The organism is Candidatus Pelagibacter sp. Uisw_090 (assembly GCF_047717845.1).
Classification (GTDB): Bacteria; Pseudomonadota; Alphaproteobacteria; order Pelagibacterales; family Pelagibacteraceae; genus Pelagibacter.
In genome coordinates this window covers 414,083-437,422 of sequence record NZ_CP159810.1, presented here as the reverse complement: position 1 = coordinate 437,422, position 23,340 = coordinate 414,083, and the positions used below count along the sequence as shown (strand labels likewise).

The 23,340-nt window shown below is 29.1% G+C and carries 27 protein-coding genes and 1 pseudogene; 10 read left to right on the top strand and 18 right to left on the bottom strand.

Annotated elements, in window-relative coordinates; genetic code table 11:
* Positions 1-32: 32 nt before the first annotated feature.
* Both ABXT58_RS02325 and ABXT58_RS02320 read right to left on the bottom strand, forming a co-directional pair.
* Complete coding sequence (locus ABXT58_RS02325) at positions 33-2,477, bottom strand: GcvT family protein (protein ID WP_415304429.1); 2,445 nt, start codon at positions 2,475-2,477, stop codon at positions 33-35.
* A 46-nt stretch (positions 2,478-2,523) separates the two neighbouring features.
* A complete protein-coding gene (locus tag ABXT58_RS02320; protein ID WP_415304427.1) occupies positions 2,524-2,967 on the bottom strand; it encodes a c-type cytochrome in 444 nt (147 codons plus the stop codon).
* Between the two features lie 18 nt (positions 2,968-2,985).
* On the opposite strand from ABXT58_RS02320, the gene ABXT58_RS02315 reads away from it, so the two are divergent.
* Positions 2,986-3,513 (top strand): cytochrome b, encoded by a 528-nt coding sequence (locus ABXT58_RS02315; RefSeq protein WP_415304426.1) that lies wholly within the window; start codon positions 2,986-2,988, stop codon positions 3,511-3,513.
* On the opposite strand, the gene ABXT58_RS02310 is transcribed toward ABXT58_RS02315, so the two are convergent.
* A complete protein-coding gene (locus ABXT58_RS02310; RefSeq protein WP_415304424.1) occupies positions 3,510-4,223 on the bottom strand; it encodes a class I SAM-dependent methyltransferase in 714 nt (237 codons plus the stop codon). The genes ABXT58_RS02315 and ABXT58_RS02310 overlap by 4 nt on opposite strands.
* A 51-nt stretch (positions 4,224-4,274) precedes the next feature.
* Between ABXT58_RS02310 and ABXT58_RS02305 the strand changes: the two genes are divergently transcribed.
* From ABXT58_RS02305 to ABXT58_RS02295, 3 genes are read left to right on the top strand one after another with little or no spacing between them, the layout of a single operon-like run.
* Positions 4,275-5,228 carry an ADP-ribosylglycohydrolase family protein gene (locus tag ABXT58_RS02305; protein ID WP_415304423.1) on the top strand — a complete coding sequence of 318 codons (954 nt, stop codon included), beginning with the start codon at positions 4,275-4,277 and terminating at the stop codon, positions 5,226-5,228.
* Positions 5,229-6,548: an MATE family efflux transporter gene (locus ABXT58_RS02300; protein WP_415304421.1), complete on the top strand. Its 1,320-nt coding sequence runs from the start codon at positions 5,229-5,231 to the stop codon at positions 6,546-6,548. It begins immediately after the preceding gene.
* 36 nt (positions 6,549-6,584) lie between these two features.
* Positions 6,585-7,604 carry an MBL fold metallo-hydrolase gene (locus ABXT58_RS02295; protein WP_415304419.1) on the top strand — a complete coding sequence of 340 codons (1,020 nt, stop codon included), beginning with the start codon at positions 6,585-6,587 and terminating at the stop codon, positions 7,602-7,604.
* Positions 7,605-7,824: 220 nt separating this feature from the next.
* On the opposite strand, the gene ABXT58_RS02290 is transcribed toward ABXT58_RS02295, so the two are convergent.
* From ABXT58_RS02290 to ABXT58_RS02235, 12 genes and pseudogenes are all read right to left on the bottom strand, one after another.
* Positions 7,825-8,190 carry a thioredoxin family protein gene (locus ABXT58_RS02290; protein ID WP_415304418.1) on the bottom strand — a complete coding sequence of 122 codons (366 nt, stop codon included), beginning with the start codon at positions 8,188-8,190 and terminating at the stop codon, positions 7,825-7,827.
* Between the two features lie 45 nt (positions 8,191-8,235).
* Positions 8,236-9,129, bottom strand: coding sequence for a DMT family transporter (locus tag ABXT58_RS02285; protein WP_415304417.1), 894 nt, complete (start codon positions 9,127-9,129; stop codon positions 8,236-8,238).
* Between the two features lie 23 nt (positions 9,130-9,152).
* Positions 9,153-9,413: an AzlD domain-containing protein gene (locus ABXT58_RS02280; protein WP_415304416.1), complete on the bottom strand. Its 261-nt coding sequence runs from the start codon at positions 9,411-9,413 to the stop codon at positions 9,153-9,155.
* A gap of 56 nt (positions 9,414-9,469) precedes the next feature.
* Complete coding sequence (locus ABXT58_RS02275; RefSeq protein WP_415304415.1) at positions 9,470-10,168, bottom strand: AzlC family ABC transporter permease; 699 nt, start codon at positions 10,166-10,168, stop codon at positions 9,470-9,472.
* Positions 10,169-10,186: 18 nt separating this feature from the next.
* A complete protein-coding gene (locus ABXT58_RS02270) occupies positions 10,187-11,245 on the bottom strand; it encodes an ABC transporter ATP-binding protein (protein ID WP_415304414.1) in 1,059 nt (352 codons plus the stop codon).
* Between the two features lie 4 nt (positions 11,246-11,249).
* On the bottom strand, positions 11,250-12,869 hold the full coding sequence (locus ABXT58_RS02265) for an ABC transporter permease (protein ID WP_415304413.1): 1,620 nt from the start codon (positions 12,867-12,869) through the stop codon (positions 11,250-11,252).
* 141 nt (positions 12,870-13,010) lie between these two features.
* Positions 13,011-13,514 carry a peroxiredoxin gene (locus ABXT58_RS02260; protein ID WP_415304910.1) on the bottom strand — a complete coding sequence of 168 codons (504 nt, stop codon included), beginning with the start codon at positions 13,512-13,514 and terminating at the stop codon, positions 13,011-13,013.
* 133 nt (positions 13,515-13,647) lie between these two features.
* Positions 13,648-13,833: a hypothetical protein gene (locus tag ABXT58_RS02255; protein ID WP_168607384.1), complete on the bottom strand. Its 186-nt coding sequence runs from the start codon at positions 13,831-13,833 to the stop codon at positions 13,648-13,650.
* Between the two features lie 7 nt (positions 13,834-13,840).
* Positions 13,841-14,860 carry an extracellular solute-binding protein gene (locus ABXT58_RS02250; RefSeq protein WP_415304412.1) on the bottom strand — a complete coding sequence of 340 codons (1,020 nt, stop codon included), beginning with the start codon at positions 14,858-14,860 and terminating at the stop codon, positions 13,841-13,843.
* A 101-nt stretch (positions 14,861-14,961) separates the two neighbouring features.
* Entirely contained in the window at positions 14,962-15,255 is a 294-nt protein-coding gene (locus tag ABXT58_RS02245) for a hypothetical protein (protein ID WP_415304411.1), read from the bottom strand.
* Positions 15,256-15,295: 40 nt separating this feature from the next.
* Positions 15,296-16,572, bottom strand: a pseudogene (gene aceA / locus ABXT58_RS02240) (isocitrate lyase).
* 65 nt (positions 16,573-16,637) lie between these two features.
* On the bottom strand, positions 16,638-16,814 hold the full coding sequence (locus ABXT58_RS02235) for a hypothetical protein (protein WP_415304410.1): 177 nt from the start codon (positions 16,812-16,814) through the stop codon (positions 16,638-16,640).
* A 111-nt stretch (positions 16,815-16,925) separates the two neighbouring features.
* Here ABXT58_RS02235 and ABXT58_RS02230 point away from each other — a divergent pair, with 111 nt between their 5' ends.
* Positions 16,926-17,657, top strand: coding sequence for a helix-turn-helix domain-containing protein (locus ABXT58_RS02230; RefSeq protein WP_415304409.1), 732 nt, complete (start codon positions 16,926-16,928; stop codon positions 17,655-17,657).
* Positions 17,654-18,358, top strand: a complete 705-nt coding sequence (locus ABXT58_RS02225; RefSeq protein ID WP_415304408.1) for a helix-turn-helix domain-containing protein — start codon at positions 17,654-17,656, stop codon at positions 18,356-18,358. Before ABXT58_RS02230 ends, ABXT58_RS02225 begins: the two co-directional genes overlap by 4 nt.
* On the opposite strand, the gene ABXT58_RS02220 is transcribed toward ABXT58_RS02225, so the two are convergent.
* The 3 genes from ABXT58_RS02220 to folE are packed head-to-tail and all read right to left on the bottom strand — an operon-like array spanning position 18,359 to position 20,881.
* The gene (locus ABXT58_RS02220; protein ID WP_415304407.1) at positions 18,359-19,249 is read right to left on the bottom strand and encodes a LysR family transcriptional regulator; all 891 of its coding nucleotides are present in this window, start codon (positions 19,247-19,249) and stop codon (positions 18,359-18,361) included.
* Positions 19,250-20,251, bottom strand: coding sequence for an oxidoreductase (locus tag ABXT58_RS02215; protein WP_415304406.1), 1,002 nt, complete (start codon positions 20,249-20,251; stop codon positions 19,250-19,252).
* Positions 20,252-20,272: 21 nt separating this feature from the next.
* Complete coding sequence (folE, locus tag ABXT58_RS02210) at positions 20,273-20,881, bottom strand: GTP cyclohydrolase I FolE (RefSeq protein WP_415304405.1); 609 nt, start codon at positions 20,879-20,881, stop codon at positions 20,273-20,275.
* A 77-nt stretch (positions 20,882-20,958) separates the two neighbouring features.
* Between folE and hisI the strand changes: the two genes are divergently transcribed.
* From hisI to ABXT58_RS02190, 4 genes are all read left to right on the top strand, one after another.
* Positions 20,959-21,426 carry a phosphoribosyl-AMP cyclohydrolase gene (gene hisI / locus ABXT58_RS02205; RefSeq protein WP_415304404.1) on the top strand — a complete coding sequence of 156 codons (468 nt, stop codon included), beginning with the start codon at positions 20,959-20,961 and terminating at the stop codon, positions 21,424-21,426.
* Complete coding sequence (locus tag ABXT58_RS02200) at positions 21,427-22,050, top strand: putative 2OG-Fe(II) oxygenase (RefSeq protein ID WP_415304403.1); 624 nt, start codon at positions 21,427-21,429, stop codon at positions 22,048-22,050. It abuts the gene before it with no gap.
* Entirely contained in the window at positions 22,051-22,425 is a 375-nt protein-coding gene (locus ABXT58_RS02195) for a DUF2237 family protein (protein ID WP_415304402.1), read from the top strand.
* 61 nt (positions 22,426-22,486) lie between these two features.
* Entirely contained in the window at positions 22,487-23,338 is an 852-nt protein-coding gene (locus ABXT58_RS02190) for a bile acid:sodium symporter family protein (RefSeq protein ID WP_415304401.1), read from the top strand.
* Positions 23,339-23,340 lie beyond the last annotated feature (2 nt).

Sequence of the window (23,340 nt, the reverse complement as noted above, 5' to 3'; positions counted from 1 at the left end):
TAATCATCAATTGTTTAGCTAAGCAACTAAAACTATAAAAATCTAGCTTGTTTTCCTTTTAGGGGAGTGATCTCCACCATTGCTGGGAATTTTTGCTTGGCAACCTCAATATATAGATCCATTTTTGAAAGTTCTTCATTTGAATGTATTGAACTTATATATCCGAAAGACAGGTTTTTTTTATAATTAAATGAATAATTCCCAGATGTCGTTCTTCCTATAATCTTATCTCCAAGATAAATCGGCTCTTCATGTAATAATAGAGGTGTGCCTGGCTTACTATCTTTAAGTGACAACATAATAAATCTTCTATTCTGTTTTTGGTCTTTTATTTTTAATAAGTGTTCTTTGCCAATAAAGTTTATTTCTTTTTTATAACTAATTGCAAAATTTAACCCTGCCTCGTATTGATTTTCTTCAGGTGAAATATCATGACCCCAATGTAAAAATCCACTCTCCATTCTCATTGTATCCATAGCATGTGACCCGCAATGAGATAAATCATGATTTTTTCCTTCTTCAACAATTAATTGATAAATTTCTTTAGCATCTTTATTCTCTATATAAAGTTCAAACCCTAATTCACCCACATAAGACAATCTTTGAGCCCAAACTTTTTTTGAACTAAGCGTTACAAATTTACCATAACCAAATTTAAATGTTTCATTACTAAAATCATCATTTGAGATTTTTGAAATTAGATTTCTACTTTTTGGTCCAAAAACTCCTAAACAAACAAGATCATCAGTAATATCTTTAAATTCTAAATTGGGTGATAAATATTTTATGATATGTGTTTTATCATGAGTTCTTGTTGCAGCTGAACTTATTATTCTAAAATGATTTTTATCAATGCAAATAACAGTTAAGTCTGTTTCAATTCCTCCAGCCTTATTCAGCATTTGTGTATAAGTTGATCTGCCTATTTCATCTTTAATGTTAGCTGTACATATTCTTTGTAATTCACTGTGTGCTTGCTCTCCTTTTATCTCATATTTTGAAAAGGGAGAGAGTTCATACAAACCAACATTTGTAATTGTATTTTTTGTTTCAAATTCAACTGAAGGATACCAATTCTGATAGTCAAAACTATATTTGTATTCTGCTTTTTCATTATTTTTTGCATACCACATAGGCCTTTCGTATTCACCCGATACACCATAGCATGCTCCTTCTTTTTTTAATTCTTCATGATAAGGTAATAGTCTTTGATTTCTTGAAGTGTTATGCTGCTTATAAGGCCAGTGCATTCCATACAAGTCACCAAGAGTTTCCGTTACTCTTTCCATAATAAATTTTTTAGATGAATGAAATTTTTGAAATCTTTTAATATCAAGTGAAAATAAATCTTCATTCATGTATCCATTAATCATCCATTCAGCTGTAACTCTTCCAGCACCACCAGAGCTTGCAATACCGATACTGTTAAATCCACAACATGTAAAAAGATTATTAACTTCTGGAGTTTCTCCTAAAAGATATTGGGTGTCTGGTGTAAAAGATTCAGGTCCTGAAAAAAATTTTCTAATTCCAGCAGTTTCTAACATGGGTAGTCTTTGAAATGATTTTTCCAAATAAGGTTCAAAGTGATCAAAATCATCTGGAAATTCCCCAAATGAAAAGTCTTCTGGAACAACTCCTTTGTCTTTAAATGCAGGTTTTGCATTTGGTTCAAATATTCCAACTAACATTTTCCCAGCATCTTCTTTTAAATAAAGACAGGAATTATAGTCTCTTAAAACTGGTAAGTTTTTAGGCAATTTATCTAATGGTTCTGTGATTATATAAAAGTGCTCATTTGGATATAATGGAATACTCACACCAATATCTTCTCCAATTTGTCTAGACCACATCCCAGTTGCAATTACAACGTATTCACAATCAATTTTGCCAAATTTAGTTTGCACACCAACAATTTTTTTGTCTTTAATTAATATTTTTTCAACAGGAGTTTTCTCAAATATCTGAGCACCTTCCATTTTTGCAGCTTTAGCTAATACATTAGTAACTCCTATAGGATCTGCTTGACCATCTTCTGGCATATAAACTCCACCCAAAATGTCATCGTCATTTATAACAGGATAGAGTTCTTTTATTCTTTGTTTGTTAACACTTTCAACATTCACATCAAACAATTGTGCAGCTGTTGCTTGTCGTAATAATTCTTGTAATCTTTCGGGTGTGCTTGCAACTGTGATTGCTCCATTTTGTTTTAATCCAGTTGATAATCCAGTTTTTTTTTCTAATTCTTTATAAAGATTTAAAGAATATTTTCTAAGACGGGTAATGGTAGCTGAAGCTCCTAATTGACCAACAAGACCTGCTGCATGCCAAGTAGTTCCTGAAGTTAACTGATCTCTTTCCAATAATATCGTATCTTTCCAACCATACTTTGTAAGGTGATAAGCAACAGAACAACCAGCAATACCTCCTCCTATAACTACTACTTTTGCTGAATTTGGTAATACGGCAGACATTTATAGTTTAACAATATTAAAATTTTCAAATACAAACAACTAAATCTTAATGTTCAGCTCTAAATTTTGAGTGACAAGACTTGCAGCTACTCCACATATATTTTCCAAGAGTTGCTTTCATATCATCTGATTCATCGATAACAGCTGTTAACTCAATCATATTATTTGAAGCTTTTGTCATTAATAAATTAAATTCATCTTTATTTTCCCAAATAGAAGGCAATGCTTCTGTTCCAAATCCTACTTTTGAATTTTCAGGAAAAAGACTTATTAATCTTTTATAATTAACACTCATTTCAATCATTAGTTTTTTTGCTTCATCTATATCTCCATTAGAAGCAAGACTATTAACTCTTTTTGCAGTTTTATAATTTTTACTAAAAATAGATTTTCTTTCTTTAATAATCTCTTCTACAGTTTGTTCAGAAAAAGCACTGAAACTATAAAATAATATAAAGATAAAAAATAAAGTATTTTTAATTGTTGTCATAATGTGTTTAATTTAAAAATGTCTATATTAAATAACAAAGTAAAATATGGATTACTTAGTAAATTATTCCATTGGCTAACTGCCACAGGGTTAATAGTTCAAATACCTTTAGGGTTTTATTTGGTGAATTTAGACTTTGATCAAACTAGGGTTGATATAGAAAATTATCATATATTATTTGGATTAATCGTATTTTACGTAGCTTTAATAAGACTAATCTTTAAAGTATTAACGCCAATTCCTGATTTTAAAGGAAGTGCTTTTCTAGGACAAAAATTTATAGCAAGATTAAATCACTTATTATTATATTTAGCTTTGTTAACAGTCACAACCTCAGGTATCTTAAAAAAACTATTTAATGGTGAAAGCTTGGTTATTTTTTTTAAAAAAATTAATTTAACTTATAATTATGAACTTTCTGAGCAGTTTTATTCAATTCATATATTGGCAAATTATGCATTGATTGGATTAATCACATTACATATTTTAGCTGTATTGTTTCATAAATTTTTATTAAGAGAAAATATTTTAAAGAGAATTCTTTAAACTTTTATAAATATTATACATTTGAGTTTATCATTAAATAAAATGTTTTTTTTATATTTAAGATTAATCTCGTTAATTCCATTAGAAATTTGAAGTGAGCTAAATTTTAATAAAGTGGATATATAACGCTGCTTTATCATTTTTAAATATATGTTTTTTTTAATATTTACTTTAAAATTAAATTTAGTAATATTTTTTTTAATATTTAGTTGAAGTAGTTTTTCCCAAATAAGAATATCTCTTTTGAACGACTGGTTAAGTTTTTTCTTCATCAAAGAAAATGTAGGAATTTCATTATTTTTTGTATCTAAAGTTAAAATTAAAATAATCCCTCCCACCTCTAAACTGTCGTATGAATAGCTTAATATCTTCTTAATGTCTTTTAAGTTAAATAAGTGAATAGTTTGTTTAATCAATATTAAATCAAATTTCTTTTTATTATCTTTAAGATATTTAATTGCATTTGTTTTTTTAAAGGTAATTTTTTTATCAAAATCTTTATGATTTTCGATATCAATTCCAATAGGCTTATTTATTAATTTGAGCTTAGAGGATAATGAGCCCATTATCTTGCCACGACCACATCCAATATCTAAAATTTTTGAGTGTTTAGTTAATTTTTTTTGTTTTACCAAAAAATTATTGAAGGACTGGATATATTTTGTAGATGAAATCCAAGTTTTGTTATCCCAATTTTTAAAACTTAGCATTACTTAATTTAAAACATTTTAACTTATATTTAAATAAAGTATTAGTTATTGATGTTTGATAAGTTACATATATTTCTTGGCGCAACTGTTGCGGATGCAGAGGCAAGACCTTTACATTGGGTGTATGATGAAAAAAAACTTAAATCTTATATTAAAGGAAAAAAAAATATTGCATTTCTTAAGCAAAATAGATCTCCATTCTATTCTATTAAGACAGGAGAAGTTTCTGGTTATAACGATATAGGTCAGGTAATGCTTAAAACATTAACTAAGGCAGCTAATCACAAAGAAATCATTAAACTTTTTAAAAAAAATATTATCAAAAATTTTGGGCCAGGCTCAAGCTATTGGAAAAATTTATCTTTAAGAAAAAAATACAAAAAAATTAAATGGAAAACAGCTTTGAAAGGCCCATGGATTCATCAAAATATCCTAGAAACTATTAAAAATATTAAATTAAAAAAAACTATCACGGGTGGTACTAAAGTTAACGAGTCTGATGGATATTGTGCAAGCCTACCCTTTTATTTTTCAAATAATTCAGAGCAGAAAACAAAACAAATTATAAGAAGTGTTGCTAATGGCAAGATTAGCGAACAATTTGCTTTGGCAAAACTTAAGATTATTGATTTAGCGGATAAAGGAGACAAGGATCCAGTTAATAGCTTTTTAAGAAAAAACATAAAAAACAAATACTTTAAAAATGTTATTGAAAACATCAAAAAAGTTAAAAAAATTAAGTCAAAACCCCACAATTTTGTTGTAAAGAAATTTGGTAAAGCATGTAGTTATCCAGGTACTTTTAATGGAGGAATACATGCAATTATAACTTCTAAAAGTTTTAAAACTGCAGTGATAAAAACAATTAAAGCTGGTGGATGTAATTGTTCACGTGCTAATTTTGTGGGTGCTTATTTTGCAGCGTATAAAGGCTTAAAAGGTATTCCTCAAGATTGGATTAAAAAAACAAATCCTGCGAAATCTATATTGAAGTTTATTGCTTAAATGCAAAACCCCTCCATTAAATACATTTTAAAATTATCTATTCCAATTTTTTTTGCAAACTTGGCTATTCCACTGGTTGGTATTATCGATACTGGTTTAATGGGTAACCTTGGTAATTTGTCATATTTATCAGCAACATCTGTGGCTGCTAATTTATTTTCTATGATTTTTTGGAGCTTTGGTTTTTTAAGAATGGGAACCGTTGGTTTAGTTTCACAAGCTTATGGTAAAGAAGATTACACAGAAATATTTAATATTGTTGTTCGAAATTTAGTTTTTGTTTTGCTAATTTCATTGATCTTAATTTTATTACAAAGTTATATATTCAATCTAAGTGTGGGTATCTTTAATTTATCAGAAACTACTAAGCAATTTTATCAGGATTACTTTCAAATAAGAATTTATTCAGCACCTGGTGAATTAACACTTTACATTATAACTGGTTTATTTGTTGGATTACAGAAGACTAAAATCTCAAGTTTAGCCGTTGGTCTTTTTTCAATTCTTAACATAATTTTAAGTATTGTTTTAGTTTCAAAATTTGATTTAAATATCAAAGGGGTTGCTTATGGGACTTTATTCTCAGCACTTTTAATATCCACAACTTTTCTAATTTATACATTTTGGCATCTAAATAAAATGTCTAAAATTAATATTAATATTAATAAATTAATAGATCTTAACAAACTTAAGAATATTTTTAATATTAATCTAAACATATTTATTAGAACTATATTATTAACCTTTTCATTTTTTTGGTTTACTTACCTTGGAAGTCAAATTGGGGAAGACTACATTGCCGCCAATGCCATCTTAATTAACTTAGTTTTTTTGTCTGCTTTCATTCTTGATGCTTACGCATTTTCAACTGAGGGTATGATTGGTTATTCCTTGGGTAAAAGAGATGTAAGTTTGTTTAAAAAAATTGTTAAAAACTCTTTTATTTTAAGTACACTTACGGGATTAATTATTTCAATAATTTATTTTTTTATTAACAAGTACGTCATTGAATTAATGTCTGATATTGAAAGTATTAGAAATCTAAGCTCATCTTATGTGGTATGGCTAATACTGATGCCTTTAATTTCATCTTTTTGTTATCAATTTGATGGAATATTTATTGGTGCATCACAAACAAAAGAACTTAGAAATGCGATGATTTTCTCAGTATTTTCTTATTTATTAATATCTTTATATTTAACAAAAATAATGGGCAATACTGGTATTTGGGTATCTTTATGTTTGTTCATGGTGTTAAGAGCGTTATCTCTATTTTATTATTTAGATAAAATTTATTTAAAATTTGGTACTATTAAATAGATTCTACTATTCTCAATATAATGATAATGTATTCAAATGTTATTTCGTCAATTATTTGACAAGAGTTCAAGTACCTACACTTATTTAATTGCTTCTGCAAAAGGTAGAGAGGCTTTAATCATTGATCCTGTATTAGAAAATGTTGAAAGATATATACAGCTATTAAAAGAATTAGATTTAAAATTAGTAAAAGTAATAGATACACACATACATGCAGATCATATCTCGGGGATTGCAGAACTAAGAGATCAAACAAATTGTGTAACAATTATGGGTGATAAAACACCAGTAGATGTTGTGTCTATGCAAGTATCAGATGAAGAATTAATCAAAATTGATGGTCTAGAATTTAGAGCTTTATTCACACCAGGTCATACATCTGAAAGTTTTAGTTTCTTAATGAATGATAGGGTTTTTACTGGCGATACACTATTAATTAGAGGAACTGGAAGAACTGATTTTCAAAATGGTGATCCGCAAGATTCTTATAATTCTATTTTTAATAAATTATTAAAATTACCAGATGAAACCTTAGTGTATCCAGCTCATGATTATAAAGGAGATACTGTGAGCACTATTTTAGAAGAAAAAAAATTTAACCCACGGCTGCAAGTAAAGTCAGTTAATGAATATATGGAAATTATGAATAATCTTAATTTACCTGACCCTAAATTAATGGATGTAGCAGTTCCTAGTAATTTAAAACTTGGAATAGATCTTGATAAACAAAAAGTTAATAACGGAATTGAACCTAATGAGTTTAAAAATTGTTTATTAGAAAAAGATATAATTTTAATAGATCTTAGAGAGCAAAATGAACTAGATAAAATTGGAAAGATTAAAAATAGTACAAGAGTTTCTTTCCCAGAAATTAATGATTACTTAAATAAAAATAAAACTAAATTACAGAATAAGAAAATTTTGTTTTATTGTGCTATTGGTCAAAGATCTACTCTGGCAGTACAAATATCAAAGTCTTATCAATATAATAAATGCTTACATTTAATTGGTGGTTTAAAAAACTGGAAACAAGCTGGTTTAGAATTGATTAAATAAATTTAATTATGAATGTATTTATAATTTTATCATTACTTGTAATTGTAATTGGGATTATCCTATTAGTAGCTTCTCCATCAGTATTATTTAAATTGAACTGGGAAGAAAAAACAGGAAAAGACAAAATCCTCATGTTTATGTTTTATGGTATTTTGGTTTATATAATAAATATAATTTTTTGGATCATCAAATAATCATTAATAGGCTTTATTATTCAAGATTAAGATTTTATTAATTCGTAAATTTTAGCTTTATCCATTTGGCCAATGCTTCTCTGTACTTCTTTATTATTTTTATAAACAACAATAGTAGTCCAATAATCAATACCTAATTGTTTTGCTATATCTTTATCTTTGGTTTGCTCAAAACTTAAAAAAAGAACATTTTTAAATTCTTTTTCAGCTTGATCTAGAATTTTTATCTGTGCCTTGCATGTTGAGCAAGTTTCATTCCAAGAATTAATAACAACTGTTTTTCCTTCAAGTTGAGCTTTTTGAAAAATTTCATTATTAAAAGTTGTGCTTTTATCGACCGCAAAAGCTTTAATTGTAAATAATGCAAAAATTATAATTAATATTTTTTTCATGTTTTAATCATATGTCTTAAAAGTTCGATTAACAAGATTTTGATTTTATTTTATAACCCCAATCTTTTTTTGTCTTGAAATAATAATTAATCCACTAATAACAATTATTAAAGCTCCTATATAAGTATTAGTTAATGGCACCTCATCAAATAAAAAATATCCATATAATATTCCCCATAAAATAACTGAATATCTAAATGTTGATGTGACAGAAACTAGTGCGATTTTGATTGTTGCTATTGAAAAAATATAGCCTAATGCTAGAAAAAAAGCAGCAATAAATAAAATAAATATATCCTTTAAACTAAAATCATAAAATTTATAAATACTTAACAAGCCAAAAAGAGCTGTAACAACAAAACAGGTCATAAATGCAATTTGTAGACTGGCATAATCTTTTTTAAAATTTTTTGTATACATGTCTCTAATCGAAAGCATAATTGCTGCAATTATAGGAAAGATAAAATAATAACTAGTCTCTAATTTTCCAGGATTAATTACCACCACCACACCAACAAAACCCAATAACACTGCACTCCATCTTCTCCATCTAACTTTTTCTCTTAAAAATATTGCACTAAATGCAGTTAATAAAATTGGTGCCATGCTTAATAAAATATAAACATTTGCAAAGGGTAATAGAGCAATACCAATGAAAAAAAATAAAGCTGCTAAGGATTCTAAAATGCCTCTCACTCTCAATTCATTTGAAGTAAAGATTAATTTAAAATTAAGTTCTTTCTTAATGTAAAGAAATAATAAAATGAAAAGTAATGTAAAAATACCCCTAATAAAAATGATTTGGTTTAAAACTAATATCTCATCATAGTTTTCATAAATAACTTTTACAAAAGCATCATTTGTTGCAAATGAGAATTGACATAAAAGCATATAAAATATGCCAAGTAAATCGTTGCTGACTTTAAATTTATGAAACATTAAAGGTTTAATTATAAGTTTTTCTATTGGTAATATACAAAAATCAAAAACCAATAAGAAATAAGTCCCACAAATATTGTGGCAATAATACTTCGACTAAAATAACCAATAATTATTGCAAATATAGAAGCTAATATTTTTGGATTATTTTCAATATCTATTGCGCCTGCACTATCTAGAAATATTGGTGGAAAGATTATTGCAGGAAAAATTGCAGAAGGTACATAAGAAAGTATTTTTTTTGTCTTATCGTTTAATATGTCCTCTTTTAATAAAAAAATCATAGAAAACCTTGTTAGATAAGTAATAATTCCACAATAAATAATTGTCGACCAATGCATTAATTTTTCTTTAAAGTTATCAAAGTTAATAATGTAGCAATTAGTAAAGCAGCTATGGCTGCAACGATAATATATGCTTGAAATGGTATTGTATTGTAGCCAATAGTTGCAACAATGCCTGATACCAACATCACAATAATATTTTTAAATTTTCTAAAATCATTAATTAACAAGGCCAAAAAGGTTAAAGAAATAGTAAAACTTAAACCTAACTCTTCAGGTATAACTGATCCTAGAACAATACCTAACACTGTTGATATTTGCCAAACTATCCAACAGGTAAAGCCAGCACCTAATAAGTGGTAATGTTTAAATTCATTTTCTTTATTCTTCTTAAAATAAGTATTTGAGACAGCAAATGCTTGATCAATTAACACGTAAGACAAAATTATTTTCCACGTTAATTTTAAATGAGATAAATATTCTGAAAATACTGCCCCATATAATAAGTGTCTAGAATTTACCGCACTAACAGAAGTTATTGCTACCAAAGAAGAGGCTCCACCTGAATATAATTGAAGTAAAACTATTTGAGAAGCTCCACCAAAAATTATGATAGACATTCCAAGTGTCATGTACGCACCCAAACCTAATTCCATACCAATAACACCATAAATAATTCCAAATGGAACCACAGGTATCATTAAAGGACTTACGTCAATTATTCCTCTAGATAAGGTTTTTAATCTATCATTCATTTTAAGTTAAGTTTTGTATTAGAAACAAACTATATGATCAATATTAATTGGTCTCTTGATGCCAAATTTTTCATCTACTTGGTGTTGATGAATATGGTGAGAGTGTACAAAGACAGGTATTAATTTATTACTCATAGTTTTAAGGGTATAGATAAAATTTGTTCCCCTAAATTTTCTATCAACGACTTCTAATTTTAAATTACTCTGATCATCATGTTCCAGATCTTCTGGTTGTAATAAAAGTTGAACTTCAGATCCTTTTGGGTAATGTTTTATAAAATCACCAGTTATTGTACCTAAGTCAGCACTCTCTAAACTGTTTTCACCGGTAACTTTTGCTGGAATTAAAATTCCTCTATTCAAAAAGTTAACCACCTCTACAGAATTTGGAAAATGATAAACATTATACGGATCATCAAATTGTTTTAATTGTTCATCAAGAATTATTCCACATTTTGTACCCAAGTAAAAAGCTTCATACGAGTCATGTGTAACGATGATTGTTGTTATTTTTTGTTCAGTTAAAATTTGTTTCAACTTAACTTGAATTTCTTCTTTAAAACTTTGATCTACATTTGATAAAGGTTCATCTAATAATAATAAGTCTGGGTTAGATAATAAAGATCTGGCTAAAGAGGCTCTTTGCGCTTCACCAGAACTTATTTGATGTGGAAATTTGTCAATTACGTGATCAATATGAAGGAATTTAATTATATCATTTATATTTAAACCTTTTTTCTTCTTTTTATTTCTCTCTGCACCAAATTTTATATTTTCTAAAACATTATAATGAGGGAAAAGTGAGTTATCTTGAAAGGCCATTGATATGTTTCTATCTTCAGGTTCCACATGGACATCTTTAGAGGAAAGTAATTTATTCTTTAATTTAATTTTTCCAGAATTAATTTTCTCTAAACCAGCAATTGTTCTAAGAATTGTAGTTTTACCAATTCCAGATGGACCCAATAAACAGATAATGTCTCCCTGATTTTCAATAGTTAATGAGACATTGCTTACTTTGTTTTGTGCACTAGCAGTAAATGTTACATTATCAATTTCTAGAAAAATTTTTGTCATAATTTTAGTCTTTAAGAATATATTTAGATGTAATTAATATAAAGAAACTTGCAATAATTATAAGAAATAATGACGGGGCTGCTGCGGCCTCTAATAAATCCTGAGAAGCATAGATATATGCCTTTGTTGCAAAAGTTTCAAAATTAAATGGTCTCATAATTAGCGTAATTGGTAACTCTTTAATGATTTCAATGGCTAACAAAATTCCTATCAATAAAATTGAGTTTTTTAGATATGGGACATGTATGTTTTTGAAAGTCTTGAATTTAGAATATCCAAGCAGATATGCGCCTTCATCAATGGAATAATTAATTTTTAAATATCCTGATTTAATTCCATTGCTTGCTAATGAATAAAATCTAATAAAATATACCAAAACTAGGCCAAGAATAGAACCTATAAAAATTGGCTTTATACTGCTCATTTCAAATTGACCTAGAATACTGCTGTCAAACCATGAGATAAAGGTAATGAATGCTACCGCTAAAATAATCCCTGGTATTGCATATCCTGATATTGAAAATGTAGTTAGTGCTTCTAAAAATTTACTTTTAGAAACTCTATTCCCATAATTTGAAATAAAAGCTAAGGCAATTAACAAACAGCTAGATAAAATTACTAAAATTATAGTATTTGAAAATAAGTTAATTAGATCTAAATCAGCTAAATGTTTTGGAAATATAATTGTCCAATAAAGCATTTGTAGAACAGGAAATAAAAAACTTATAGAAAAAACTAACATGCAAAAAGAAAATGCTAAAAATGATTTATATCCACCTAAATTGATAACTGATTTAGATTTAAACCCACCCTTAGAAGATGTGTGATACTGGGCTTTTTTTCTTGAAAAATTTTCCAAAATAAACAATCCAAGAATAAAAATTAATAGGTAAAATGATAATCTGTTAGCAAGAGTAAGATCATCAAAAGAAATCCAAGCATTATATATTCCTGTAGTAAAAGTAGATATACCAAAAAAAGATACAGATCCGAAATCTGATAAAGTTTCCATTGCAACCAATGACAAACCAGCAACTATAGCAGGCCTTGCTGAAGGAAGTATTATTTTAAAAAAAGATTTTTTTTTAGAAAAGCCAAGGTTTTTTCCAAGTTCTACTAAATTCTGTGACTGATAGTGAAATGATGTTCTGGTTAAAACATAAACGTAACCAAATAGTGAAAATGATATTGAAATTATAGCACCCATCATTCCATCAAATTTAGGAATATGAGAGTTATAATTCCCTTCTCCAAATAAATTTTTTAAAATTGAAAAAGCTGTTCCATAATTTTCAAAAAAAGCAGTTAAGGAATATGCGTAAATATATGCTGGGACAGCAAAAGATAAGATCAAAGACCATTTAAAGAAATTTACACCTGGAAAATTATAAAATGAAACTAAGTAAGCGCATCCAACACCAATTATAAATGTTAAAAATAAAACACCTATTAAAAGTATTAAAGAATTATAAATATAATCATAAAGAAAAGTATTTTTTAAAATTAAACTATAATCTCCAGTAGTTTCAAAAAAACTGCTGAATACTGTTAAAATCGGTGCTGCCACTACTAAAGAAATAAGTAAAGATGCTGCATACCAAATATTTATTTTTCCAAATCCCATATTTTATATTACCTTAATAATTATTTTTAAGAAACTTCCCTCGTAACCAAGGGAAGTTAATACCAACTCTAAAACCAATTTGAGAGAGAGATTATAGAGCTAATTCTTAAAAATTTCTTATACCATTTAGGTTTTCAGCTTTTATTGTTTAGATAGATATTCTATACAGTTTTTAGGAGTTGTTTGATGGTATGGATCAGGATCACTTCCATCATTATTCATGCCATCCTCTTGCCACCATTTTTCAACCACACCATCATTAATAATCGTACAATATCTCCAGCTTCTTAGACCAAATCCTACGTGTTTCTTATCAACTAACATGCCCATTGCCCTTGTAAAATCTGCATTTCCATCTGGTAATACCTTAACTTTTCTCAATTTTTGTTGATCAGCCCAAGCATTCATCACATAACCGTCATTAACACTAATGCAATAAACCTCATTAATACCTAAGCCTAACAATTTATCATAATTTTCTTCAAATCCAGGTAACTGCTTTTCAGAACATACTGGTGTAAATGCACCTGGTAATGAAAACAGTATTACCTTTTTACCTTTGAATATTTCATCAGTACTTACATCAACCCATTTTCCAATTTTTCTTGTTTTCAAAACTACATTTGAACATTTTTTTCCTTCTATCATTCTATTCCTGTTATTTTTTAAGTGTTTGTTTAATTGAATTACTTGCATTTAAATTTTTTAGTGCTCATAGTTAAATTAGGTAGGGTAAATACCTTTTGTAAAGCTATGAGCACAATCATTAAAAAGAAAATTAAGTATTAAAAGGAGAGAGGATATGTGCAACCTCTTTATCTTCAATATCTGATAATTTTCTATTATTTATTTTTCTATTGATTTTTTCACACTCTGCTGCACATGGATCACAAGCTTTCAGAGATTGAGACCCATATACGTCAGAAGATTTATCTAAATCAATATTAAATAAATTCTTTTTCACTAGCTTATTACTTCCAACTTGCTGCTAACATACACTCAAGTGCTGTAGCTTGTTGTTTTCCATAATTAGCAACTTTAGTTTCTAAATCTTGATTGTATCCAAGACCCATTTGTTTAACTAATGCATGAGGCTCAACGCCATCAATCATTGGATATTCAAATGTATTATTGACTATGTGTTCTTGTGCTTCTTTAGTTAATAAAAACTCAAGTAGTTTTTTTGCATTATCAGGATTTGGTGAAGTTTTAAGTACTCCTCCTCCACTAATGTTCATGTGAGTTCCTCTGTCTCCTTGGTTAGGAAAAAAAGGTAAAACTTTTTTAGCAGCTGCTTGTTGCTCTGGACCTTTTTTTCCAGATAACATCAAAGCATAATAGTAAGTATTAGCTACTGCTAGATCAGCTTCACCTGCAGCTACAGCTAAAATTTGAGCTCTATCATTTCCTTTAGAGTCTCTAGCCATGTTAGCCACAACACCTTTTGCCCAAGAACAAGTTGCTGCTTTACCATTATTTTTTACTAATGATGCAACAAGAGATTGGTTATAGATATTGTTAGATTTTCTTATAACAACTCTACCTTTCCATTTTGGATCAGCAAGACCTTCGTAAGTCATACCGTTAAGCTCATTTGCATTTACTCTTTCAGGTGAGTAATACATAATTCTTGCTCTCTTAGCTATTCCAGTCCATTTAGGAGTTCTAAAATTTGCTGGTACGGCAGCTTTAATTGCAGCAGTCATAGAATTTTGGAACATTCCTTTTGCAGCGAATGCACCTAATCTTCCTGCGTCAGCAGTAATATAAAGGTCAGCTTTTGAATCAGCACCTTCTTCAGTTATTCGTTTTTGAAGAGCTTTATCTTTACCAGATACAACGTTTACTTTAATTCCAGTTTTAGCTGTAAATTTTTCATAAAGTTGAATATCTGAATCGTAATGTCTTGCACTGAATACATTAACTTCAGCAGCAAACGTCATGTTTGCAAATAAAGCCATGAAAAATGCAATAATTGTAAGTTTTTTCATTATTATTTCCCGTTTTTATTGGTTATTTAGTTTGGAATGCTTATTATTAACATTGCGAATGATTATCAATCGCATTAATTGACGCAGTTTACAAGAGTTAATTAAAATAATATTGCAATAAGTAAATTACTTAAAAAAGACAGGGAGATAACAAAACCTGTAAAAAAGTTACAATACATTAAGGTAACTGTGCGATTTCTAATTCTTCTTTTTCTTACAAAGGGCTTATCATCAAGATCTGAAATATCTCTTTCACCAATAACCTTGTAATCATAAGTCCAACGCCAAATAGAAGTACCAAATCTTTTATCACTATTATTGTAATAGATAATCCAGGCAACAATATATCGATGAGAAATGTAGAAAATGACTAAAAGTATTCCACTTAAGATCATTTAAATATTAGAACATATTTAAAGTTTAAGTAAAGACTAATTAAAACTGTTCGGATTCTGTAGAGCCTGCCATAGCAGTTGTAGAGCTTTTTCCACTACTTATGGTGTTTGAAACTGCATCAAAGTAAGATGTCCCAACTTCTCTTTGGTGTTTAACACTTGTGTAACCATCCTTCTCTCTAGCGAACTCAAGCTCTTGGATTTTAGAATAAGCAGTCATTCCTTCTGTTTTATATTTTTCCGCAAGCTCAAAAATTGCAATATTTTGAGTGTGAAATCCAGCAAGTGTAATAAATTGAAATTTATAACCCATCTCACTAATTTTTTGTTGGAATGTTGAGATCTCTGAATCTGATAAATGCTTCTTCCAATTGAACGAAGGAGAACAGTTGTAAGCTAATAATTTACCAGGAAACTTTTCATGAATTGCATCTGCAAATTTTTTTGCTTCCTCAAGATTTGGTGTTGCAGTTTCACACCAGATTAAATCTGAATAAGGTGCGTAGGCTAAACCTCTTGAGATAGCCTGCTCAATTCCATGCTTAACATAATAGAAACCTTCAGGAGATCTTTCACCTGTTAAAAAAGGTTTATCATTTTCATCAAAGTCATTGGTAATCAATTTTGCAGCATTAGCATCAGTTCTTGCTAAAATTATTAATGGTACATCTGCAATATCAGCAGCTAACCTCGAGCTTTTAAATTTTTAATCATAGTGCCCGTTGGAACTAAAACTTTTCCACCCATATGCCCACATTTCTTTTCACTGGCTAACTGATCTTCAAAATGAACTCCCGCAGCACCTGCTTTAATAAATTTTTTTGTTAATTCAAAAACATTTAATGGGCCACCAAATCCTGCTTCACCATCTGCAATAATTGGTAGCATATAATCTGTTCTATCTTTTGATTTCATATCACCATCATGTAATTCCATATGCTGAATTTGATCTGCTCTTATTAAAGCATTGTTCATTGACTCAACTAATTTTGGAGCACTATCATATGGGTATAAAGATTGATCAGGATACATTTCACCAGCAGTGTTTGCATCAGCTGCTACTTGCCATCCACTTAAATAAATTGCTTTTAATCCGGCTTTAGCATGTTGAATAGCGTGATTTCCAGAAAGTGAACCCAATGTATTAATATAATTTTCTGAATTTAACAGATCCCATAATTTTTTAGATTGATGCTTACACATCGAATATTCAATTTTGATAGAACCTCTTAATCGTTCTACTTCTTCTGGAGTGTAGTCTTTTTTAATTCCTAAAAATCTTTTTAAATCGTATGAAACTTTAGCTTCTGAGTTCATAGGTAGGTCTTTCTAGATTATATATTAAGAAAATTAAATCGTAAGTAAATTAACGGTAAGAGGACTTATTTGTCTTCACTATATTCTTGAGTGAATTCATTCATTCCACTAGAACCCCAATCACAATGGTCGTCTCTTAGATAAATACCAGATTGACTAAATTGATTCTGATTGTTGCTTTCGTTAATTTCACCTTGATTTTCTTGGTTTTCTTGGTTTTTATTTATGTTTTTATTGTTCATGTAAACTTTATAATTTACTAAATTTACAAAATCCAACTAAATCGTTAAAAACCTTGTAAAACAAAGAAACTTATTGTAAATTTAAATTTACAAAATTTACAAATAAAGCTTATGAGTAAAATTGATTTAAAAATTGGTCCTAAAATAAAGGCTTTTAGAAGACAGTTAGGACTGCAAGCTAACAAACTTTCAGAAGATCTAGGTATTTCTCCGAGTTATTTAAACTTAATTGAAAGTGGAAAAAGAAAAATAGATGGAGATTTATTACTTAAGGTTTGTGAAAAATTAAATATCCAACTCTCAGACCTAACATCAAAATCAGATGTTAACTTAGAAAATACTATTTCAGAAATTCTAGATGATAAATTATTTGAAGACCTGGATATTCTTGGTCCTGAGGTTAAAGATCTTGTTGGCACAAACCCAAAGATAGGTAGGGCCCTTGTTAGATTGGGAGATATTCTTAAAAAGAAAGATCACGAACTAATTAATAAAATAGAAAAAATTTCAGGAAAAATAGTTGATAATAGAAAAAACTCTTTTCCTGGTGAGGTAATATCTGACTTTCTTCAAGAACATAAAAACTATTTTCCAAAATTAGAAGAGTTTGCAAATAAAGTTTTTAATAAGATTCAAAAAAATAACAGAACTCGATATATTGCGTTATGCGAGTATTTAAATAAAGAATATTCAATTATAGTTAAAGACATTTTACCAGAAGATGGAAAGCCTTTTTCTAAAATTTATAATAAAAATAAAAAAGAACTCCTATTAAGTGATTATAGTTCTTTGGAAACAAAAAAACTTCATGCAGCAGTTAGATTGCACAAGAAGGTGCAATGAAAGATATTGATAATTATCTATCTAAATTTTCTTTTCCTTCAGAAGAATCAAAAAAATTGACTAAAGTTGCTTTATTAAATTATTGTGGTGCAGCAATTTTAATGCCCTACAAACCTTTTCATGCTGAATGTAAAAAATTAAAATATGATTTAGAGTTATTACAGAATACATTTGCAACTTCTTTTGAACAAGTTGCTCACCGTGTAACATGCTTACAAGATCCAAAATTACCTGGTATTCCTTTTCATATGCTAAGAGTTGACATGGCAGGAAATATCTCAAAAAGATTTTCACTATCAGGAATTGATATACCAAGATATGGCGGTGCATGTCCTAGATGGAATGTTTATTCAGCATTCACGAGACCAGGTGTAATTCAAGCAGCAGTTAGCAAAATGACTAATGGTGAAAAATATGTTTGTATTGCAAGAACTGTAGAAAAAGGTGTGGGAAGATTTGGTCAATCAAAAAGCATACTATCAATTGGTCTTGGCTGTGACGCAAAGTATGCAAAAGACTTTGTGTACACTGAAAATATTAATGTTAGTGATAAAACAACAGAAATTCCTATCGGTGTATCTTGCAGAACTTGTGATAGATTAGATTGTCCGCAAAGAGCTTTTCCACCTTTACATAAAAAATTTGATGTAGATATTAATTCTAGAGGCGTCTCAGTATATGTTAATGATAAGTCTAGTTAATTAAGACTTCCAATCACCAATTTTACTGAACAAGAAGTTCCTAAAAGCAGTAATTCTTGCAGTATTCTTAAGTGATTGAGGGTAGACAAAGTGAGCCTCTGTTATGGGGCCCTCTGAATTAGGAAGAACCTTTATTACGTTGTTTGAATTTGAAACTAAATATTCAGGAAGTGCTGCAAGACCTACACCAGCTTCAACAGCTAAAAGTAAACCCATAACACTATTAACTTTCATTACTGGTTTTCTTTTTTTAGCATCTTTAATTCCAAGTTTTAAAGCCCAATCTGGATCATAGACAGGAGATGGTGCTCCTTTACCAAATGAAATGAATTTATGCTTATTTAAGTCATTGATTGTTTTTGGCATCCCATGTTTTTCTAAATATTTATTAGAACCATAAATATAATATTTTATATCAACTAACTTTTTTTGAATATAATTAAGCTGTTTAGGTCTTCTCATAAAAATACCTATATCTGCTTGTCTAGTACTTAAATCTAACTCCTTATCATCAAAAATTAATTCAATTTCTATTTCAGGGTTTAAAGTCATAAACTCTTGAATACGAGGTGTTAGCCAGTGAGTACCAAAACTTCTAACAGTTGTAATTGTTAATTTACCTGTTGGTTTATCTTTTTGATCTCCCAGTGTAGATTCAACTTCTTTTAATTTACTAATTACATCGTGAGCTGTTTTAAATAAATATTCACCATTTTCAGTTAAAGTAAGACCTCTTGCGTGTCTCTCGAAGAGTTGTACTTTAAGATCCAGTTCTAATGATTGAATTTGTCTGCTTATTGCAGATTGACTTAAGTTTAAGTTTATTGTTGCATTAGTAAAACTACCTGCTTCTGCAACTACGTGGAATATTTTTAATTTATCCCAATCCATTTATTTATTAAGATCAACTATATATCTTCCAGATGTTTCACCCTTTAACATTTTCGGATATATATCTATTAAATCTTCTAAGCTCACAGTTTTAATTGATTTTTCTAGTTGTTCAAAATCAATAAGATTTTTAACTTCATTCCAAACAAACTCTCTTCTTTTTATTGAAGCTGTGACTGAGTTTATTCCCCAAAGTTTTACACCTCTAATAATAAAAGGCATAACTGTTGTATTTAATTTATAATCAGAGGCGTTTCCACAGGCTGCAACAATTCCATTGTCCCTAGTTTGAGCAAGTGCATTAGCAAGTATCTTTCCACCAACAGTATCAACAACACCGTCCCATAAACCTTTATCTAATGGTCTAGGGTCTTTATCTAAATCTGCTTTATTTATTATGTTTTTAGCACCTAATGATCTTAAATATTCCTCATTTTCAGCTTTTCCAGTAACTGCTGTAACATTATATCCAAATCTATTTAAAATCATCACTGCAATACTTCCAACACCTCCAGATGCACCAGTTACTAAAACATCTTTAACTTTTTCACCTAATAAAAGTTCCTCCCTAGCTTTAATTGCAAAAGAACATAATAATGCTGTTAGTCCAGCAGTACCCATAATCATTGCATGTTTAGATGTAATATCTTTAGGTTTTTTAACTAGGTAATCTCCATTAACTTTTGTAAATTGAGAATAGCCACCAAAGTAAATTTCTCCAACTCTCCAACCTGTAAGTATTACTTCATCCCCTTTTACGAATTTCGAATTATCACTTTCTAAAACAGTGCCTGCAAAATCAATACCAGGAATATGTGGGAATTCTTTTACTAATTTTGCACCATTATTTAAAATAAGTGCATCTTTATAGTTTAAGTCTGAATAATCTACTTTAACAAGTACATCACCATGCTTTAAAAATGATTTATCTATTGACTTTACTTCTCGAGTAAAATTTTCACCTTCTTGATTAACAATTAATGCTTTAAAATTATCTGACATGTTATTTCCTCCTTGCGAGAATTACTTACTAATAAATCTTAAGTATCTATTTTGAACACCAAGGTCTTCTTTAAATTGTCCTAAGAAATAATTTGTAACTGTTGTTGCAGTTTCTTTCTTAATACCCCTCATGGTCATACATTGATGAGTTGAATCTATTGTTACAGCTACACCTTTTGCATCTAAAGATTCCATTATTGTTTTAGCAATTTGCATCGTAAGTCTCTCTTGTGTCTGTAATCTTTTTGAAAAAACTTCTACTACTCTTGCAAGCTTACTTAGACCCACAACTCTCTCATTTGGAATGTATGCAACATGTGCAATTCCAATAATTGGAGCCATATGGTGTTCACAATGACTTTGTACAGAAACATTTTTTTGTACAACCATATCATCATAGCCTTCGACATCCCCAAAAGTCTTATCTAAAATTTTATTAGGGTCTTCTGAGTATCCATTAAAATATTCTTTATATGCTTTAACAACTCTTTTAGGAGTTTCTAATAATCCTTCTCTACTAGGGTCTTCACCCATCCAAGTTAAGATAGTTTTAAAAGCTTCTTCAGCTTCTTTATCAGAAACTTTTTTGGTATCTAAAATCTTGCTATCTGTCTCTTCTACTAATTTCATAAGGCAAGTTTATACAGTAAATCCTTGTTTTTAAAATATTTAATATATTGACCAATATGCTACATAATCACCTAGATATGTTTAAAAAAAGAGAAAATATAGTTGAAATTGAGGAAGGAAAGCTCCTTTCACCTAAATTTGATAATGATGGATTAATTCCAGTTATTACAATGTGTTCTAAAACTAAAGATATTCTTATGCATGGCTATATGAATGTTGAGGCTCTTAAAAAAACTATAGAAACTACAGAGGCTCATTATTTTAGCAGATCTAGACAGCAAATTTGGCACAAAGGTAAAACTAGTGGATACACTCAAAAAGTAACTGAAATTAGAATTGATGATGACCAAGACTCTATTTGGTTAACAGTTGATATTGGGGATGGCTCAAGTTGTCATGTTGGTTATAGATCGTGCTTTTATAGATCAATTCCATTAGGTCCAATTAAAAATGGTAGAGAAATTGAAATGAAATTTAAAGAAAAAGAGAAATCATTTGACCCAGAAATTATTTACAAAGGTCAGCCTAACCCTACAAAAATTTAAGTGGAAAGATTATTATTTAGACCTTTTGGGCCATCTATAGCAAAAGTAAGAATTCCTAATGAAATACTAAATTACCTTAACAAATATACAGAATCTAAATTAAATGAAAATTTAGAAGAAAAAAAAATTAATGCAGGAGATAAGCTTGCTGGCAATGTTTCACAAGAAATTATAATAAACGATGAAGCTATGAAAGAAAGCGGTTTTAGCGATTTTTTAATGAAAGAGTGTGCTAATTGGATTTATTCATATAACAAGCAAAAAATTACAAAATTTGATCTCATAGCATCTTGGATAGTTAGGCAATTTCAAAATGAATATAATCCTCTACATATGCATAATGGACATGTGTCTGGTGTGGGTTATTTAAAATTGCCAACCGTTCTAGGAAACACTAAACAGAAAAATAAACCAAATAAAAATGGTGATCTTCAATTGGTTCATGGTTCTAAAACGTTTTTATCAGAATCTATTTTTAATATAAAACCAAAAGTTGGAGATTTTTATTTTTTCCCACATTATTTAATGCATGTTGTTTACCCATTTTGTGATACTGATGAAGAAAGAAGGTCGGTATCTTTTAACGCTTATGTAGATCATGAAATTTATGCTTCAACTGATTAAATGAAAAATATACAAAAAAATGTTCTAGGTGAAGATCTAGAAGAATGTTCTAACGACCCTTTAACTGGATGGCATAGAGATGGTTGTTGCAGTACTGATGAAAATGATCACGGCGTTCATACGGTTTGTGCAAAAGTTACAACAGAATTTTTAGAATGGTGTAAAGAGGCTGGCAATGATTTAATAACCCCTCATCCTGAGTTTGGGTTTCCAGGACTAAAAGCTGGAGATGGTTGGTGTGTTTGCGCTAGTTGGTATGCAAGAGCTGTTGATGCTGGCAAACCTTGTCCAGTTTATTTAAAAAGAACACATGAAAAAACTTTAAAGCTTGTTTCAATGGAAGTTTTAAAGAAAAATGCTATTGATTTATCTTAGTTAATTCTAAGATTGAAATCATTTTCTTGTAAAACTCAAAATGAACTAATAAGTTTTTAAAATGGAAATTGCAACAAAGATAGCTCCATTAGGTTTAGCTTTAATAATGTTGGGCCTTGGATTGAATTTGACTATTCAAGATTTCATAAGAGTAGTTAAAATTCCAAAAGATTTTTTAGTTGGTTTTATTTCTCAGTTAGTTTTGTTACCAATCGTTGCTTTTTCTATAGCATTACTATTAAACCTATCAGTAGAACTTGCTGTTGGATTAATGCTGATTGCATGTGCGCCTGGTGGTGTTACATCAAATTTAATTACTAAATTTGCTGATGGTGACGTTGCACTTTCAATATCACTAACTGCAGTTGTTAGTTTGATAAGTATTATTTCTGTTCCATTTATAATGTTTGCGTCAATTAATTTTTTTGAAATTAGCGTTATTAAAGAAATATCAGTGATTGGTATTGCTTTAAAAATGTTTCTTGTTGTTACAGTTCCAGTAATAATTGGAATGATAATTAAGCACTTTGCTAAGAACTTTGTTGATAATCAAGCTTCGTTAATTCAAAAAATTTCAGTAATGTTATTTGTGCTGGTGTTTGCTGCTATTTATATAGAGGAGTGGGATAATATTATTTCTTATATTATGAATGCAGGTTTGGTTGTTTTAATCTTAAACTTAACAATGATGATTTTAGGGTTTTATATTGCAAAATATTTTGCATCTGGAGTTGCACAACAAAGATGTATTTCAATAGAGTGTGGACTTCAAAATGGAACATTAGCACTATTTGTTGGAACGCAAATGTTTGGTGAAAATATAACTACTTTTATTGTGCCAACAGCGGCTTATGCTTTAATAATGATGATAACCTCAGTAATTTTTGTATTTATTCTTAGAAAAAATACATAAGG

Bases quoted from the DNA above. Each gene is read 5' to 3' on its own strand.
- ABXT58_RS02325 (WP_415304429.1), bottom strand. From the start codon at position 2,477: ATGTCTGCCGTATTACCAAATTCAGCAAAAGTAGTAGTTATAGGAGGA.
- ABXT58_RS02320 (WP_415304427.1), bottom strand. From the start codon at position 2,967: ATGACAACAATTAAAAATACTTTATTTTTTATCTTTATATTATTTTAT.
- ABXT58_RS02315 (WP_415304426.1), top strand. From the start codon at position 2,986: ATGTCTATATTAAATAACAAAGTAAAATATGGATTACTTAGTAAATTA.
- ABXT58_RS02310 (WP_415304424.1), bottom strand. From the start codon at position 4,223: ATGCTAAGTTTTAAAAATTGGGATAACAAAACTTGGATTTCATCTACA.
- ABXT58_RS02305 (WP_415304423.1), top strand. From the start codon at position 4,275: ATGTTTGATAAGTTACATATATTTCTTGGCGCAACTGTTGCGGATGCA.
- ABXT58_RS02300 (WP_415304421.1), top strand. From the start codon at position 5,229: ATGCAAAACCCCTCCATTAAATACATTTTAAAATTATCTATTCCAATT.
- ABXT58_RS02295 (WP_415304419.1), top strand. From the start codon at position 6,585: ATGTTATTTCGTCAATTATTTGACAAGAGTTCAAGTACCTACACTTAT.
- ABXT58_RS02290 (WP_415304418.1), bottom strand. From the start codon at position 8,190: ATGAAAAAAATATTAATTATAATTTTTGCATTATTTACAATTAAAGCT.
- ABXT58_RS02285 (WP_415304417.1), bottom strand. From the start codon at position 9,129: ATGTTTCATAAATTTAAAGTCAGCAACGATTTACTTGGCATATTTTAT.
- ABXT58_RS02280 (WP_415304416.1), bottom strand. From the start codon at position 9,413: ATGATTTTTTTATTAAAAGAGGACATATTAAACGATAAGACAAAAAAA.
- ABXT58_RS02275 (WP_415304415.1), bottom strand. From the start codon at position 10,168: ATGAATGATAGATTAAAAACCTTATCTAGAGGAATAATTGACGTAAGT.
- ABXT58_RS02270 (WP_415304414.1), bottom strand. From the start codon at position 11,245: ATGACAAAAATTTTTCTAGAAATTGATAATGTAACATTTACTGCTAGT.
- ABXT58_RS02265 (WP_415304413.1), bottom strand. From the start codon at position 12,869: ATGGGATTTGGAAAAATAAATATTTGGTATGCAGCATCTTTACTTATT.
- ABXT58_RS02250 (WP_415304412.1), bottom strand. From the start codon at position 14,860: ATGAAAAAACTTACAATTATTGCATTTTTCATGGCTTTATTTGCAAAC.
- ABXT58_RS02245 (WP_415304411.1), bottom strand. From the start codon at position 15,255: ATGATCTTAAGTGGAATACTTTTAGTCATTTTCTACATTTCTCATCGA.
- ABXT58_RS02235 (WP_415304410.1), bottom strand. From the start codon at position 16,814: ATGAACAATAAAAACATAAATAAAAACCAAGAAAACCAAGAAAATCAA.
- ABXT58_RS02230 (WP_415304409.1), top strand. From the start codon at position 16,926: ATGAGTAAAATTGATTTAAAAATTGGTCCTAAAATAAAGGCTTTTAGA.
- ABXT58_RS02225 (WP_415304408.1), top strand. From the start codon at position 17,654: ATGAAAGATATTGATAATTATCTATCTAAATTTTCTTTTCCTTCAGAA.
- ABXT58_RS02220 (WP_415304407.1), bottom strand. From the start codon at position 19,249: ATGGATTGGGATAAATTAAAAATATTCCACGTAGTTGCAGAAGCAGGT.
- ABXT58_RS02215 (WP_415304406.1), bottom strand. From the start codon at position 20,251: ATGTCAGATAATTTTAAAGCATTAATTGTTAATCAAGAAGGTGAAAAT.
- folE (WP_415304405.1), bottom strand. From the start codon at position 20,881: ATGAAATTAGTAGAAGAGACAGATAGCAAGATTTTAGATACCAAAAAA.
- hisI (WP_415304404.1), top strand. From the start codon at position 20,959: ATGTTTAAAAAAAGAGAAAATATAGTTGAAATTGAGGAAGGAAAGCTC.
- ABXT58_RS02195 (WP_415304402.1), top strand. From the start codon at position 22,051: ATGAAAAATATACAAAAAAATGTTCTAGGTGAAGATCTAGAAGAATGT.
- ABXT58_RS02190 (WP_415304401.1), top strand. From the start codon at position 22,487: ATGGAAATTGCAACAAAGATAGCTCCATTAGGTTTAGCTTTAATAATG.